This window comes from Klebsiella sp. 141240, from assembly GCF_050600805.1.
Taxonomy (GTDB): domain Bacteria; phylum Pseudomonadota; class Gammaproteobacteria; order Enterobacterales; family Enterobacteriaceae; genus Klebsiella; species Klebsiella aerogenes.
On record NZ_JAQIRK010000002.1, the window covers coordinates 92,325 to 106,249 of the forward strand.

Annotated in this window: 14 protein-coding genes; 9 read left to right on the forward strand and 5 right to left on the reverse strand. The window is 45.9% G+C overall.

The features are described from left to right. Positions 1-6 precede the first annotated feature (6 nt). Both ispA and xseB read right to left on the reverse strand, forming a co-directional pair. Complete coding sequence (gene ispA, locus PGQ95_RS03450) at positions 7-906, reverse strand: (2E,6E)-farnesyl diphosphate synthase (RefSeq protein ID WP_087860399.1); 900 nt, start codon at positions 904-906, stop codon at positions 7-9. After that, a complete protein-coding gene (gene xseB, locus PGQ95_RS03455) occupies positions 907-1,149 on the reverse strand; it encodes an exodeoxyribonuclease VII small subunit (RefSeq protein ID WP_015367987.1) in 243 nt (80 codons plus the stop codon). 234 nt (positions 1,150-1,383) lie between these two features. On the opposite strand from xseB, the gene thiI reads away from it, so the two are divergent. Then, positions 1,384-2,832, forward strand: a complete 1,449-nt coding sequence (gene thiI, locus PGQ95_RS03460) for a tRNA uracil 4-sulfurtransferase ThiI (protein ID WP_087860398.1) — start codon at positions 1,384-1,386, stop codon at positions 2,830-2,832. Between the two features lie 57 nt (positions 2,833-2,889). On the opposite strand, the gene PGQ95_RS03465 is transcribed toward thiI, so the two are convergent. Genes PGQ95_RS03465 through panE form a run of 3 tightly spaced genes read right to left on the reverse strand, consistent with a single transcriptional unit; the run spans position 2,890 to position 4,886 of the window. Continuing rightward, positions 2,890-3,366, reverse strand: a complete 477-nt coding sequence (locus PGQ95_RS03465; RefSeq protein WP_308958235.1) for an SRPBCC family protein — start codon at positions 3,364-3,366, stop codon at positions 2,890-2,892. A gap of 52 nt (positions 3,367-3,418) precedes the next feature. Continuing rightward, a complete protein-coding gene (yajL, locus tag PGQ95_RS03470) occupies positions 3,419-4,012 on the reverse strand; it encodes a protein deglycase YajL (protein ID WP_308958234.1) in 594 nt (197 codons plus the stop codon). Continuing rightward, positions 3,975-4,886: a 2-dehydropantoate 2-reductase gene (gene panE, locus PGQ95_RS03475; RefSeq protein ID WP_308958233.1), complete on the reverse strand. Its 912-nt coding sequence runs from the start codon at positions 4,884-4,886 to the stop codon at positions 3,975-3,977. The genes yajL and panE overlap by 38 nt, the downstream gene beginning before the upstream one ends. Before the next feature lie 138 nt (positions 4,887-5,024). Between panE and PGQ95_RS03480 the strand changes: the two genes are divergently transcribed. The 8 genes from PGQ95_RS03480 (at position 5,025) to PGQ95_RS03515 (ending at position 13,870) form a co-directional block, all read left to right on the forward strand. Further along, positions 5,025-5,516 carry a YajQ family cyclic di-GMP-binding protein gene (locus PGQ95_RS03480; protein WP_087860394.1) on the forward strand — a complete coding sequence of 164 codons (492 nt, stop codon included), beginning with the start codon at positions 5,025-5,027 and terminating at the stop codon, positions 5,514-5,516. A 735-nt stretch (positions 5,517-6,251) separates the two neighbouring features. Next, positions 6,252-8,951, forward strand: coding sequence for a filamentous hemagglutinin N-terminal domain-containing protein (locus tag PGQ95_RS03485; protein ID WP_308958232.1), 2,700 nt, complete (start codon positions 6,252-6,254; stop codon positions 8,949-8,951). A 58-nt stretch (positions 8,952-9,009) separates the two neighbouring features. Then, positions 9,010-10,656 (forward strand): ShlB/FhaC/HecB family hemolysin secretion/activation protein, encoded by a 1,647-nt coding sequence (locus tag PGQ95_RS03490; protein ID WP_395226813.1) that lies wholly within the window; start codon positions 9,010-9,012, stop codon positions 10,654-10,656. Between the two features lie 18 nt (positions 10,657-10,674). Next, the gene (acpS, locus tag PGQ95_RS03495) at positions 10,675-11,043 is read left to right on the forward strand and encodes a holo-ACP synthase (protein ID WP_308958230.1); all 369 of its coding nucleotides are present in this window, start codon (positions 10,675-10,677) and stop codon (positions 11,041-11,043) included. Positions 11,044-11,062: 19 nt separating this feature from the next. After that, positions 11,063-11,818, forward strand: a complete 756-nt coding sequence (locus PGQ95_RS03500) for an SDR family oxidoreductase (RefSeq protein WP_308958229.1) — start codon at positions 11,063-11,065, stop codon at positions 11,816-11,818. A gap of 3 nt (positions 11,819-11,821) precedes the next feature. Continuing rightward, positions 11,822-12,370: a 3-hydroxyacyl-ACP dehydratase FabZ family protein gene (locus PGQ95_RS03505; RefSeq protein ID WP_087860389.1), complete on the forward strand. Its 549-nt coding sequence runs from the start codon at positions 11,822-11,824 to the stop codon at positions 12,368-12,370. 19 nt (positions 12,371-12,389) lie between these two features. Beyond that, positions 12,390-12,671 (forward strand): acyl carrier protein, encoded by a 282-nt coding sequence (locus PGQ95_RS03510; protein ID WP_087860388.1) that lies wholly within the window; start codon positions 12,390-12,392, stop codon positions 12,669-12,671. 29 nt (positions 12,672-12,700) lie between these two features. Further along, positions 12,701-13,870 carry an aminomethyltransferase family protein gene (locus PGQ95_RS03515; protein WP_113373741.1) on the forward strand — a complete coding sequence of 390 codons (1,170 nt, stop codon included), beginning with the start codon at positions 12,701-12,703 and terminating at the stop codon, positions 13,868-13,870. Positions 13,871-13,925 lie beyond the last annotated feature (55 nt).

Below are 13,925 nucleotides of genomic sequence, written 5' to 3' on the forward strand. Positions count from 1 at the left end.
TATTGTTTATTTATCGCGCTGAATAATGTAATTAGCGAGCGCTTCCAGTGCCGTGGTATCCAGCGATTGCGCTGCCAGCTCATCTAAAGCCTGGCGGGCATCGGCAATCAGATCGCGCGCTTTCTGCTGGGCTTGCTCAAGACCCAAAAGCGCCGGATAGGTACTTTTGCCTAACTGTTGGTCGGCACCCTGACGTTTGCCAAGAGTCGCAGTATCACCTACCACATCGAGAATGTCATCCTGCACCTGGAAGGCGAGGCCGATATTCTCAGCGAAGCGATCGAGCGCTGGCAGCGCCTGACGGCCACGCTCGCCGGCGCTCAGCGCGCCAAGACGAACCGCCGCGCGGATAAGCGCTCCGGTCTTATGGCGATGAATTCGCTCCAGCGCCTGTAGATTGACCTGTTCGCCTTCCGCCTCGAGATCCAGCGCCTGACCGCCGCACATTCCGGCGACGCCGCTGGCCTGGGCCAGTTCGGAAACCATCGCCAGACGGTCACGATCCGGCACTTCCGGCATCGGCGTATCACTCAGTATAGAAAATGCCAGCGTTTGCAGGGCGTCGCCGGCAAGAATTGCGTTCGCTTCGCCAAACTTGATGTGGCACGTGGGTTGACCGCGGCGCAGATCGTCGTCGTCCATCGCCGGCAGATCGTCATGCATCAGCGAGTAGGCATGAATACATTCGACGGCGGCGGCTGGGGCATCCAGCGTAGAACGGCTAACGCCGAACATCTCGCCGGTGGCGTAAACCAGGAAAGGGCGCAGGCGTTTACCGCCTAATAATGCGCCATAGTGCATGGCTTCAACCAGCGGAGTGTTCTGAAACGGCAGCGGAGAGATAAAACGGCGCAGCGCGTCATTGGCCTGGGAGACACAGGCCTGTAATTGTTGCGGGAAGTCCATTTATTCAGCGTCCGGCGTAAAGGGAGTCAACGGCGCATCTTCGCTATCGGCCAGCAGGATTTGGACACGCTGTTCGGCCTGTTGCAGTTTCGTCTGCCCCTGGCGCGCGAGCTGCACGCCGCGTTCAAATTCGCTGAGCGCTTCTTCCAGCGGTAGTGAGCCGCTTTCCAGACGATTAACGATCTGCTCGAGTTCGCCTAAAGCGCTCTCAAAGCTGGCCGGGGCCTCATTTTTCTTTGGCATAGTGAATATAGACTCTTGTTATGTCTCGATGGCTATCAGTATGGTAACGGAGTCGGGCGGTTAAGCAAACTCGCGGCATTCACCCTACGGATACATTTTTGCGAAAATGCGCAATGCCAGGCGAAAAGCGAACAATGATGGTATACTCCGCGCCCTGGATGCAGACGCTGTGTTGCGCCTGTACAATTTTTTTGCTTAAAGCCCCGTCGGGCTTGCCAACGAACTAATGTCGCTATGAAGTTTATCATTAAATTGTTCCCGGAAATCACCATCAAAAGCCAATCTGTGCGGTTGCGCTTTATTAAAATTTTAACCGGGAACATTCGTAACGTTCTCAAAAACTATGATGAGACGCTCGCCGTCGTTCGTCATTGGGATCATATCGAAGTTCGCGCGAAAGACGAAAACCAGCGACCGGCTATTCGCGACGCGTTGACCCGTATCCCGGGCATTCACCATATTCTGGAAGTGGAAGACGTTCCTTTCACCTCGCTGCACAATATTTTTGAGCAGACATTACCGCTGTGGCGCGAGCAGCTCGAAGGCAAAAGCTTCTGCGTACGTGTGAAGCGCCGTGGTAAACATGAATTCACCTCAATTGAGGTTGAGCGCTACGTTGGCGGCGGCCTGAACCAGCATATCGAATCGGCGCGCGTGAAGCTCACCGACCCGGACGTGACGGTTAATCTGGAGATCGAAAACGATCGTCTGTTGCTGGTGAAAGGGCGCTATGAAGGTATTGGCGGCTTCCCTATCGGTACTCAGGAAGATGTGCTGTCGCTCATCTCCGGCGGCTTCGACTCCGGCGTCTCCAGCTATATGCTGATGCGTCGCGGCTGTCGCGTACACTACTGCTTCTTCAACCTCGGCGGCGCCGCGCATGAAATCGGTGTTCGCCAGGTGGCGCACTATTTGTGGAACCGCTTCGGCAGTTCTCATCGTGTTCGCTTCGTGGCAATCAATTTTGAGCCGGTGGTTGGCGAAATCCTTGAAAAAGTCGATGATGGCCAGATGGGCGTGGTGCTCAAACGTATGATGGTGCGTGCGGCATCGAAAGTTGCTGAGCGTTATGGCGTGCAGGCGCTGGTGACCGGCGAAGCGCTGGGCCAGGTATCCAGTCAGACGCTGACCAACCTGCGTCTTATCGACAATGTCTCCGACACGCTGATCCTGCGTCCGCTGATTTCGCATGATAAAGAACACATCATCAATCTTGCACGCGAAATCGGTACGGAAGATTTTGCCCGCACCATGCCGGAATACTGCGGCGTTATCTCGAAGAGCCCAACCGTGAAAGCGGTAAAAGCGAAGATCGAAGCGGAAGAAGAAAACTTCGATTTTAGCATTCTGGATAAAGTGGTTGAGGAAGCGAATAACATCGACATTCGCGACATCGCTCAGCAAACGCAGCAGGACGTGGTGGAAGTCGAAACCGTCAGCGGCTTCAGCGCGAACGACGTGATTCTCGATATTCGTTCTGTCGATGAGCAGGATGATAAGCCATTGAAAGTGGAAGGCGTCGATGTTGTTTCGCTGCCGTTCTATAAACTGAGCACCCAATTTGGCAATCTCGATCAGAGTAAAACCTGGCTGTTGTGGTGTGAACGCGGCGTGATGAGCCGTCTGCAGGCGCTATACCTGCGCGAGCAGGGCTTTACTAACGTGAAAGTGTATCGTCCGTAATTCGCCTGTACTTATGAAAAAGCCTTCCCTAAGGGAAGGCTTTTTTACATCTGGGGGTTAGCGTAGCGTCATCGCCAGTGCATTCAACTGATCGATAACGATATTCCAGCCTTCAAAAAATCCCATCTTTTCATGCTGCTCTCGGGTTTCCGCGTCCGCATGCAGTACCGTTGCCGTATAGCGACAACCGTCGTTTTCATCCACAAAGGTAATAATAGCCGTCATGGCAAAAGGGGTAACGGCCGGCCGAAAGTTCTCAGTTAGCATTGAGGTCATAACTATTTTTTGCTGCGGAATGACTTCAAGAAAACAGCCGGGGTTATCGCTACGTTCACCGTCAGGGCCGTGCATCACGGTGTGGAAAGCCCCGCCAGGACGCAAATCAAAAGCCAGGACGTCGGTATACCACGGTTTCGGGCACCACCAGGTTTTGAGTAATGCCGGATCGGCCCACGCGCGCCAGAGAGCTGCAGTGGGGGCGCTGAGCCAGCGGCTGATGACGAGGTCACGAGAATCGGTTGCGCTACGGGACATGCTACGGCTCCTCAGGAAATAAGGGGCGCCAGTCCGCTGCGCGGACCGGCTATCAGGATTCGTAGTAATTATAGATGCCAGCAGCCATGACCAACTGCGAAGCAACTTCATGCGCTTTTTCACGGCCAACCAGCAGGTCAATCATTTTGAGAGCGAAATCAATGGATGTTCCTGGACCCTGACTGGTCAACAAATTAACCCTTGGATCCCAAACGACGCGCTTATCCTGCCACTGTTCGGCGGGGATTTGCTCTTTTAGCGCCGGGAAACCGGTAATGTTGCCGATAGGAAACAGATTATGTGGCACCAGAACGGTCGCTGGCGCGGCGCAGATAGCCGCCACAATGCGCCCGGATAGATGAAATTGTCGTACGGTTTCTACCAGCAAAGGGCTGTCGCGAAAGCACTCGGCGCCCTTAATACCGCCAGGCAAAACGATGATATCAAAATCGCCATCGGCGACTTCGACCAGCGGCGCATCCGCGACGAGCTTCACGCCTCGCGAGCAGATAATGGTCAGATTGCCATCACTGGCGACGCTGGCGGTGGTCACTTTCACGCCGCCGCGCGCTAATAAATCGATAGTGGTGACCGCTTCGGTCTCTTCGCTACCAGGGGCGAGGCAAATCAGTGCCGACGCGTTCATAAATATTCTCCTTTCGCTTTACCTGTTCAAATAAACGGGCATTTTCCGGCACAGGCAGGCCGTGGGCGCGTGCGCGATTAAGCAGAAAACCAGTGATATAGTCGATTTCCGTATGCCGCTGCGCGCGGATGTCCTGCAACATCGATGAAATATTATCTGCAGTACTTTCAATGACCTGATTCACATACAATAACAGGTTTTCCGCCGATGTATGAATTCCTTCGCGCTCCATTACCGCTGCGACTTCCTGACAAATGGCATTGATCTCATGCGGGAAATCACGCAGATCGCCATTTCGGCAATCTTTCAGCGCGGTCAGGGGGTTAATGACGCAGTTGACGGCCAGCTTACTCCATAATGCCGGATGAATGTTGTCGTGCCAGGCGACATCCGGCAGTACGTTTTGCAGGATGTCAGCGAGGCCGCTGTAATCCTGGCTATAGCTTTTAGCAGGCCCGATATGGGTAGTCCCCTGCGCGACGTGAATGATGACATTGCCATCGCGGCGTGCGGCGTGGGTGGTGGACGCCAGCAACAGAGGTTGCTTGATGCTTTTTAATTCATTCAAGGTGCCCATGCCGTTATGAATAAGCAAAATAGGGGCTGAAGCCGGTAATATAGCGGCCAGATTTTTCACCGCCTGCGAAACCTGCCATGCCTTTAACGTCACTAGTAGCAAATCGCTGGTGGCGAGAAAATCAGGATCGTTAGCGGTCATTGATTCATTGAAATTACTACCGTCAGTCTCAATAAGATTAACGCTACAAAATGGTTGCGGGACGCGTAACCAGCCCTGGACCTCATGTCCGTTTTTATACAGCGCGGTTAACCATAATTGTCCCAGTGCACCGCATCCCAGTACGGTTACTTTCATTATTCCTCCTCACCTGCGACTTCCCAGGCGCTTGTAGCTAAAGTATAGCGTTATCAGCTAAGCTTCCGGGATAACAAGTTGAGTTATGCCGCGTTGTGGGTATTATGCAACGCAAAAGAAACGGAAGGAGAGGAAAAGATGCCATCTTTCGATATTGTCTCTGAAGTCGATCTTCAGGAAGCGCGTAATGCGGTCGAAAACGCAAGCCGCGAAGTCGAGTCACGATTTGATTTTCGTAATGTTGAAGCCACCTTTGAGCTGAACGAAACCAGTAAAACCATCAAGGTACTGAGCGAGTCTGATTTCCAGGTCAATCAGCTGTTGGATATTCTTCGCGCCAAGCTACTCAAGCGCGGCATTGAGGGAAGTTCGCTCGATGTGCCGGAAGCCTTTGTACATAGCGGGAAAACCTGGTTTGTCGAAGCTAAGCTGAAGCAGGGCATTGAAAGTGCGATTCAGAAGAAAATCGTCAAACTGATTAAAGACAGCAAACTCAAAGTACAGACGCAGATCCAGGGCGAAGAAATTCGCGTCACTGGTAAATCTCGTGACGATTTGCAGTCGGTTATGGCCTTAGTGCGCGGTGGCGACCTAGGCCAGCCATTCCAGTTCAAGAACTTCCGCGATTAACACGCAAAGCCTGATGGCGCAATGCCATCAGGCTTTGCGCTGATGTCGATGCCGGAGAAGATTTAAGCCGTTCTCCGGCAAATAAAAATCTTACTACTTAACTCTTCTGACCTGTTTTTTAATCCTTCCTCAAGGCGTTCAGCATATTTGTTTCATTATCAACGCCAAGTTAAATTTTCTGATTATTTTCTCAAATTGAAATTCATGAATATGAATTCATACTGATCGGTTCAAACTTGAGAGTGAATAATACCCGCGGGAAGTGGGCATGCAGCATTGATCTCAATCATGAAGTAAAGGAAGTTGCTTCTGTATGGAACGAATTCACTTTTTATTCATTATTTTAATCGGGGAAACTGTAACGGAGTAAGGATATGGAGTTGTGTATGTCATTGTTTACTGTGTGTCGCTAAAACATATTCCGACTTGGTTTAGCAGGCGAGATGAGAAATGATGAGCTACCAGCGTTGAAACGAATTATTACGCTCGATGCGTGGACAGGGAATGTCTCATATTTTGTATGAATTGAATCAGCTTTCTTTGTTCCAGGTAAGTATATGCATTCGGCGTAGGTGGGCGCAGAAATACATTTTTATGTATTTAAAATTAATTTGTTGAATAGAGCTGCATATAACATTTGATGAGTTTACGTGCTTTTCACAGGGATTTTGTACGCATGACTCGTACTTAAAATAGTCAGAGTGAGTAACGCTGCATAAGTGCAGGTTATTCATTATGGCTGCACTCAATCAATACTATCTTAGAAAGGTTTATATGAAATACCACGAAAACAAAAAAAGGTCAGTGAAATTAAACCCGATTGCAGCGTCATTATTACTGCTGATGCCCGTAATGGCGCAAGCGGAAATTTCTATTAAAAATGGCAGCGTTACTGAAGCTTCCAATGGGGTGCCGATTGTTAATATCGCGAAACCGAATAGCAATGGCCTTTCACATAACGTATACGACACGCTGAATGTTGGCGCTGAAGGCGTCATTTTTAATAACGCGACAAGCGCAGCACAGTCCGTACTGGCCGGACAGATTGCGGCCAACCCGAACCTTACGGACGGTAGCGCAATGGTTATTCTTAATGAAGTGACTTCAACGAATGCCAGTACTATTAATGGTATGATGGAAGTTGCCGGTGATTCCGCTCACTTGATCATTGCCAACCCTAATGGCATCACGACTCAGGGAGGCGGGTTCATCAACGCTGAAAAAGGGACATTAACCACGGGTACGCCAAAGATAGGTGACGATGGGTTATTAAATGGCTATTCGGTTAATGGCGGAACGATTACTGTAAGTGGATTTCAGAGCGAATCACCAACCGAAATCCTGGCGCGTAGTATCGTTGTGAATGGCGCGCTTTCTGCCAGTGAGCTTAAGATCGTCGCGGGGAGTAATGCGGTCAACGCCGACGGTGTAGTCACCGACTCCGTAACGCCTACCGGTAACGCAAGTACCTATGGTGTGGATGTTTCTAAGCTCGGTGGTATGTATGCGAATAAAATTAGCCTTGTCAGCACTGAAAGCGGCGTAGGCGTACGTAATCTGGGAACGATTTCTGCCGGGGATAGCGGTATTAAGATTACCAGTAACGGTAAACTGCTTAACAACAATGCGGTTATTCAATCCAGCGGCGATATCACCCTGAACACCAACGGTGTTTTAGAAAATAGCGCAGGGAAAATCAACAGCGATAAAATGATCGCTATTGATACTGCGGGTAATAAAGTTAGTAATATCAACGGTGGCAATATTTTAGCAACCACTAATAACTATATTACCAGCGGTAAATTCGATAATAGTAATGGTAAACTGGCTGCCGGACAAACGCTGGCTGTCAATACCAGTGGTAATTCTTTTACCAATACCGGCAAAGCTAAAACGGCGGGTATTGAGGCGGGTGTCGTTGCAATCGAATCAGGTGATTTTAATAATAACGACGGTCAGATTCATGCTGGCTATGTTGGCCTGAAAAATACATCGTTAACCAATAATGGCGGCACTATTGATTCAACGGGCAATGTCGAAGTTGAAAGTACTGGAAACATTGAAAACGTAACTGGTTTGATCCGCTCCAGTGCTGGTGCTGTAAAATTAACGACAACTAAAGCAGTTAAAAACAACGACAACAAATCGGCCGATACCACGGGCGGTGAATCCTTGGGCATCGTCTCAGGTAACGGCATCGAGATTGCTGCTGACTACTTATTCAACTGGGCTGGCGAAATTGCCTCAGATGGTGATGTGAGCATCCAAACCACCAGTGATATTGATAACTATATGGGTAAAATTGAAAGCAGTAAGACTGTTTCAATTACTGGTCGCGACATAAATACCAGCCAATCCGGTATTAACGGCGGAGATGGTGTAAATATCGATCTCGATAATTACTACAGCCGATTGGGAGTGATAACTTCAGTAAACGGTGATGTTACTATCAAAGCCAACACCGTGAGCACAGATAGTTCAGTCATTAAAGCAAAAAATATCAGTATTGAGTCCGGAGCTGATATCGATGCTAAGTATACTATGATGGTTGCTGATCAAAAACTAGCGCTTAATGCGGCAGGCAAAATCACCAGCACCGATAGCGACAAGTTTGGCTTCTATGTCGGCCAATACTTCGGTTATGGAAACCAACAAGGTGGTTTAATTGGCGGCGAGGGTGTTGATATTACGGCGAAAAGCCTGAATAACGAATCAGGTCGTATCATTGCGCAAACCGGTGATGTAAATATTAATCTGACTGGCGATCTCGCAAGTAACAAAGGGCAGATTGTTGCTAATTCAGGGAAGATGACGATTGCTGCGAAGAAAGTGGCTGCTGATTACGCAACAATTTATAGTTCAGGAAATATGCAGATTGACGCAACTGCGATATCATCAAAAGCAAGTGGTTCTGTTGCTAAAAATACCGCAACCGGCATCATCTCTTCAGATAGTGATATTTTAATTAATATTACTGGTGACTATAATAACACTGGATGGGTGAATGCTGCAGGCAATCTGACAGTAAATACTTCCGGTTACCTGACAAATAATCACGCCTTTAATGCAGGTGGTGATTTAAATCTGACTGGCAAAACTATTACTAATAACAACGACATTGCAGCGGGTAATACGCTTAATATCACCACTGCTAATGATTTGACTAATAATCTCGGCGCGAATATTACAGCTAAGACTACTAATGTCACCGCTAAAAATATCTCAAACTGGTCAAACCTGGTTGCTGATAGCCAGTTGAATGTCACTGCAAGTAATAACATCTACAACTATGGCAATCTTTATACAGCGGGTAAGGCGGTAATCAATGCTAAGAAAATCGTCAATACCGGTTTCTGGGCTGTATTAGGTGGGGCTCAAGGATTTGAGACTACAGCCAATGTTGTAAACGTATTTGGTACCGTTGTCGGTAAATAAATTAGGTAGTGGGTGAAAGCAGTAAGGGATTACTGCTTTCACATTATCAGGATATGAAATGGATATTCGATACACCTTTATCATTGCTTCTCTTTTTTTAGCCACGCTACCCGTGACCGCCGCTGATGTTCAGTTAGGGCGACTTATAAAAGAACAGCAAAGTAACGATAATGCGTCCTTACAAGACAGAAAAATAGAGCAGAAAGATGTGTATTCTGATGCCACGACAAAGAAGCACACTGATAGCACATTCCCGCAAGAAACACCTTGTTTTCAGATCAATGAATTGATTCTTAGTAATGACTTTTTAGATAACAATGGATTAAAGGAAATAAAAAATAAGGTGATTGGTAAATGCCTGGGAATGAATGGGCTCAAAAAGGCCGCTGTGCTGTTCCAGGATTATTATATAAATGCCGGGTATATAACCACGAGAGTTGAAATTCCCTCACAGGATTTGTCAACGAAAAAATTAAATCTGACGGTAGTTCCAGGAAGAATTTCCGAGATTGTTGTGGCTGATAATGATGTAAGCAGGTGGATTTTACCGTTTTCAGATGGCGATATACTAAACATCAGAGATTTAGAGCAAGGGCTGGAAAATATCCAGAGAACCCCTGAAGTGGATGTCAAGATAAACATCCTACCAGGCGCTGAAAATGGTACAAGCAAAGTGCTAATAAATCCCCAGCGTAAAAAAAAGTGGAGCTTAAGGGCTTCTTATAATAATTTCGGGGATAAGAGTACTGGTAGTGAACTTATAGGTGGGACAAGTTATTTATATAATGTTACAGGCTTGAGTGATCTTTTTTATCTGGCAGGAACAGGTAGCCACACTGGTGGTTATAAGAACGTGAGTACTTATTATAGTGTGCCATTCGGATATTCTGAATTCAGTCTTTATTATAGTAAAAGTAAATCCCATCAAGGTATAGATATCGGTGCATATACTTTTGATTATGTTGGAGAGACGGAATACTTCAGTCTCAAGGGCAATAGAATGCTATACCGCAATGTGAACTCAAAATTGTCTACCAGTGCTGAACTGATCAGACGTAAATATGACTACACATTGGGCGGGACAGAACTGGTACTGCAAAAACGTGATATGGGTAATGTACGGTTAGGTTTAAATTATAAGAGAAACTTTACCGGAGCTGCGCTGGACTCAACGCTGAGCTGGCAGCGGTTTACCAAAGCTTTTGGCGGTACCGACACGCCTGATATGCGCACTGGCACTGTTAGTAAGAAAAGTCAGATTGTGAACCTTAATGTGAATTACGTGAAATGGTTAACAATGCTGCCAACTAACGCCTATTATGAACTTAATTTTAGCGCCCAATACTCACCAGATAATTTGACGTTACAAGATCAATTCACGATAGGCGATCGTTGGAGTGTACGTGGCTTTCAAAACAGTGATGGTATCTATGGCAATAAAGGCTTCTTTTTACAAAACACGCTAAATGTTGTTACAGGATATAAAGGTCTCATACCTTATATCGGCGCTGATTACGGTCAAATAATTGGTGAGTTACCTTCACAAAATCTTAGCGGCAAGAAATTAATGGGTGGTATTTTAGGTGTCAAAGGGAGTGTCAGAGCTTTGGAGTATGATGGTTCGATATCAGTACCCTTTATCTATCCCCATGATTTGGATGTCGATAAATATAAAATTAATTTCAATCTTGCGTACCAGATTTAATTCATCGGGAACTCTGTAATGCGTATTGGTACAGATATTGTTGAAGTGGCAAGAATAGAAAAAGCCATTGCTAATGATAAGTCAGGATTTCTTCATCGAGTATTTACGGATAATGAAATAAAAGATATTGGTATTACTACCATTAATTACGAACGAGTATCAGGCTTTTGGGCTGCTAAGGAGTCGCTGGTAAAAGCTATTGGGTATGGATTTAGTCACGGAATTCGTTTCCATGACATCGAGGTTGTCCATGACGAAAATGGAAAACCTGAGTTTCTATTGTCAGGGAGGGTAAAGTACATACTTAACGAGCAAAAGATTATGAATATATCTTTAAGTATTTCTCACTGCCGGACATATGCGATAGCCGCAACCATAATCTATTAATTAAAGGCATTTATGTAAAATGTATAGGTATAGCGATCTTGTAAGTAAAAAAGTGCTGATTACTGGTGCCAGCGGCGATATAGGTCTTGCAATTTGTGGGAAATTTCTTGAGCAAAAATGCACGGTTTATGCGTTATATAAATCAAATGTCGAGCCCTTGCTTTCTCTGAAAGAACATCATGCTAATGGTGATTTACTTAATATTTTGCCGTGTGATCTCACAAGCCAGGAAGAAGTCATTGCGTTGTGTAAGCAGTTGGCCATCGAAGCCGGAAGACTGGACGTGCTGGTGAATAACACGGGCATTGTCAAGGATAGCCTTTTTGCATCAATGACCTTTGATGATTTTTATTCGGTTATCAACATTAATTTACTTAGCCTGTTCCGGTTAACGAAAGAAGCATTAATGTTATTACGTTCCGCAGAAAGCCCTGTGGTTATCAATGTCGCATCTGTGGCTGCTCTTGTACCAAGCGTTGGTCAGGCAAACTATAGCGCATCAAAAGGTGCAATATTAAGTTTCACCAGGACTCTTGCAGCTGAGCTGGCGCCTCGGGGCGTACGCGTTAATGCGGTTGCGCCGGGGATGATTGAATCCAAAATGGCGAAGAAGGTTCCACGTACAGTTGTTCGTGAAGTGACTAATTCAATTCCCTTAAAACGACTCGGGAAATGTGACGAAGTAGCCAACGTTATTGTTTATTTAAGCTCTACGGCATCCAGCTACATCATAGGGCAAACCATCGTGGTCGATGGTGGCATGGTAATGCGGTGATTTATGTCTAAGTATTCGATACCGCCAAAAATTTTTCTTGCCATGGGCGGCTGGCGTCAACCTCTACTCATGGTAGATAAAATAGTCGATTATAAATATGGAGAGAATGGCTTCATCAAAGTTATAAAACATGTAACTTATAATGATCCTTATCTGCTTGGGCATTTTCCAGAAGACCCCATTATGCCGGGGGCTATCATTTCTGAAATATTTGGCCAGGCAAGCGAGTATTATTCTTTCCTCACTGATATCTGTGACATTTATCAACATCACACGGGAGAAGAGCTCAGGACATTGCGTGACATCCATACTTATATCAAGCATCCGGATATGTTGAACATAATACATACAAGGCGTGCTGAGGTACGGGGTGTATTAGCCTCACAGAACCTGAAGTTTAAAGAAGCGGCTTACCCGGGAGATACGATTGAAGTGGTAAGTAAACTCTCATTTTCTGATGAACGCGGGTTTAAACATTATTTAGTTACAGCCAACGTTGGCAAAAGAGTCATTAGTCAGGGCGTCATTATTAACTTTAGAGAAACCATTTAGTTTTCCAAGGAGATTCGGTGTGACAAACATCCATGATGAAATCAATGAAAGAAAAAAAATAATCGTTACGATTAAAAGCGAAATTATTCAACGTCTAAATGTTCAGCGTGAGGCTCATCAAATAGATGATGACACGCCGTTGTTTGGTAACGGATTGAAACTTGACTCTGTAGATGCAACGGAAATTATCGTTATGCTTGATAAAACCTTCAACATCCAGGTATCGGAAGGCGATGATCCCGCTTATATGCGAAGTATAAATAATCTGGCATCTTTCATACTAAAGAAAAAAGCATCCTGAATTGAAACAGTTACATTGAAGGGCATTCTATGAAGTTACTTTCTGACCTCCATTTTAAAAACAATGCGGTTATGGGAATCTATAATCATCAATGCGTACCATCTTCATATCATGATGTTTTTGAAGAATATAAAGCAGTTCGTGAAAATGTCTTGTTGGTAGATTATTCTCATATGTCCATTACCAGCGTGATGGGTGAAGATGCATGGGCGCTTGTGAACTATATGGTCTCTGCTGATGTATCAATCATTCGTGATGAACAGGGTATTTATTCTTTGCTGCTCAACGCAGATGGAACCATCCGCGGTGATGCTTATATTCTGTGTGCCGCTGAAGGTTATTATATTTTATCCGAGAATCTCACCGCGAAAGAAGTTGTAGATATCCTGAATGAAACCCTTATAAAGGCCGATGATTTAGATATCCAGGAAATTCCTGAGATAAAATCGATGGAAGAGGATGACTGGGGCGTCATTATGCTGGAAGGGCCGTATGCCTGGGAGGTAATGGCTGAGGTTTATGGTTTTGATATCATTGGCTTGCCTTATTATGAATATATGAACACCGATGATGGGCTAATGATTTTTCGTTGTGGAAAACATGGCGAATTCGCATATCAATTGATTGGCGCACAAGCAACGCTTGTTACGATGTGGATGAAATTACAAGAAATAGGCGCCAGATATTCGCTGAAAACCGGTGGCTTAGATTTTCAACGTTTGGTGAGGATTGAAAATACAGGATGGGATGAAAGTATTTATCCTCGCTATTCCAGTAATCCTGTTGAACTACAAATGCAGTGGGCTATCCAGTATGACAAAGAGGACTTCATAGGTAAGAATGCAGTAGTGGAGTTATCACGAAATGGCGCAAAACGTAAGCTTGTTGGGATCTCCCCCTGCGATGAATGTAGCCGGATCGACTCAGATGATCTGGTGATAGTTAATGGATGTCAGGTTGGAGTTATTGTCAATGCAGCATATTCTCCGGCAAGGCAAGCATGGATTGCGCTGGCCCTTATTGATGAGGGTTATGCGTTAGCTGATATTGCAGGTTTTAGCCTTAAAACCGCAAATGGCGAAATCACCGCAAAAACACAAAATTTACCATTTATTTATAACTTGAGCTTATTGGTTAACCCAACAACACATAGCTATGTTGATGCGTCGAAAGCAAAGAGCGCGCTTGTCACGGTATAACATTTAGCGACGACAATATTGTATCCAGCATCGGTCGGTAGAGAATAAAAATCGG

What these genes read in the sequence shown, in the direction of transcription:
- PGQ95_RS03515 (WP_113373741.1), top strand. Translation starts at nt 12,701, where the DNA reads ATGAAGTTACTTTCTGACCTCCATTTTAAAAACAATGCGGTTATGGGA.
- panE (WP_308958233.1), bottom strand. Translation starts at nt 4,886, where the DNA reads ATGAAAGTAACCGTACTGGGATGCGGTGCACTGGGACAATTATGGTTA.
- PGQ95_RS03480 (WP_087860394.1), top strand. Translation starts at nt 5,025, where the DNA reads ATGCCATCTTTCGATATTGTCTCTGAAGTCGATCTTCAGGAAGCGCGT.
- PGQ95_RS03505 (WP_087860389.1), top strand. Translation starts at nt 11,822, where the DNA reads ATGTCTAAGTATTCGATACCGCCAAAAATTTTTCTTGCCATGGGCGGC.
- ispA (WP_087860399.1), bottom strand. Translation starts at nt 906, where the DNA reads ATGGACTTCCCGCAACAATTACAGGCCTGTGTCTCCCAGGCCAATGAC.
- PGQ95_RS03465 (WP_308958235.1), bottom strand. Translation starts at nt 3,366, where the DNA reads ATGTCCCGTAGCGCAACCGATTCTCGTGACCTCGTCATCAGCCGCTGG.
- yajL (WP_308958234.1), bottom strand. Translation starts at nt 4,012, where the DNA reads ATGAACGCGTCGGCACTGATTTGCCTCGCCCCTGGTAGCGAAGAGACC.
- acpS (WP_308958230.1), top strand. Translation starts at nt 10,675, where the DNA reads ATGCGTATTGGTACAGATATTGTTGAAGTGGCAAGAATAGAAAAAGCC.
- PGQ95_RS03490 (WP_395226813.1), top strand. Translation starts at nt 9,010, where the DNA reads ATGGATATTCGATACACCTTTATCATTGCTTCTCTTTTTTTAGCCACG.
- PGQ95_RS03500 (WP_308958229.1), top strand. Translation starts at nt 11,063, where the DNA reads ATGTATAGGTATAGCGATCTTGTAAGTAAAAAAGTGCTGATTACTGGT.
- thiI (WP_087860398.1), top strand. Translation starts at nt 1,384, where the DNA reads ATGAAGTTTATCATTAAATTGTTCCCGGAAATCACCATCAAAAGCCAA.
- xseB (WP_015367987.1), bottom strand. Translation starts at nt 1,149, where the DNA reads ATGCCAAAGAAAAATGAGGCCCCGGCCAGCTTTGAGAGCGCTTTAGGC.
- PGQ95_RS03485 (WP_308958232.1), top strand. Translation starts at nt 6,252, where the DNA reads ATGGCTGCACTCAATCAATACTATCTTAGAAAGGTTTATATGAAATAC.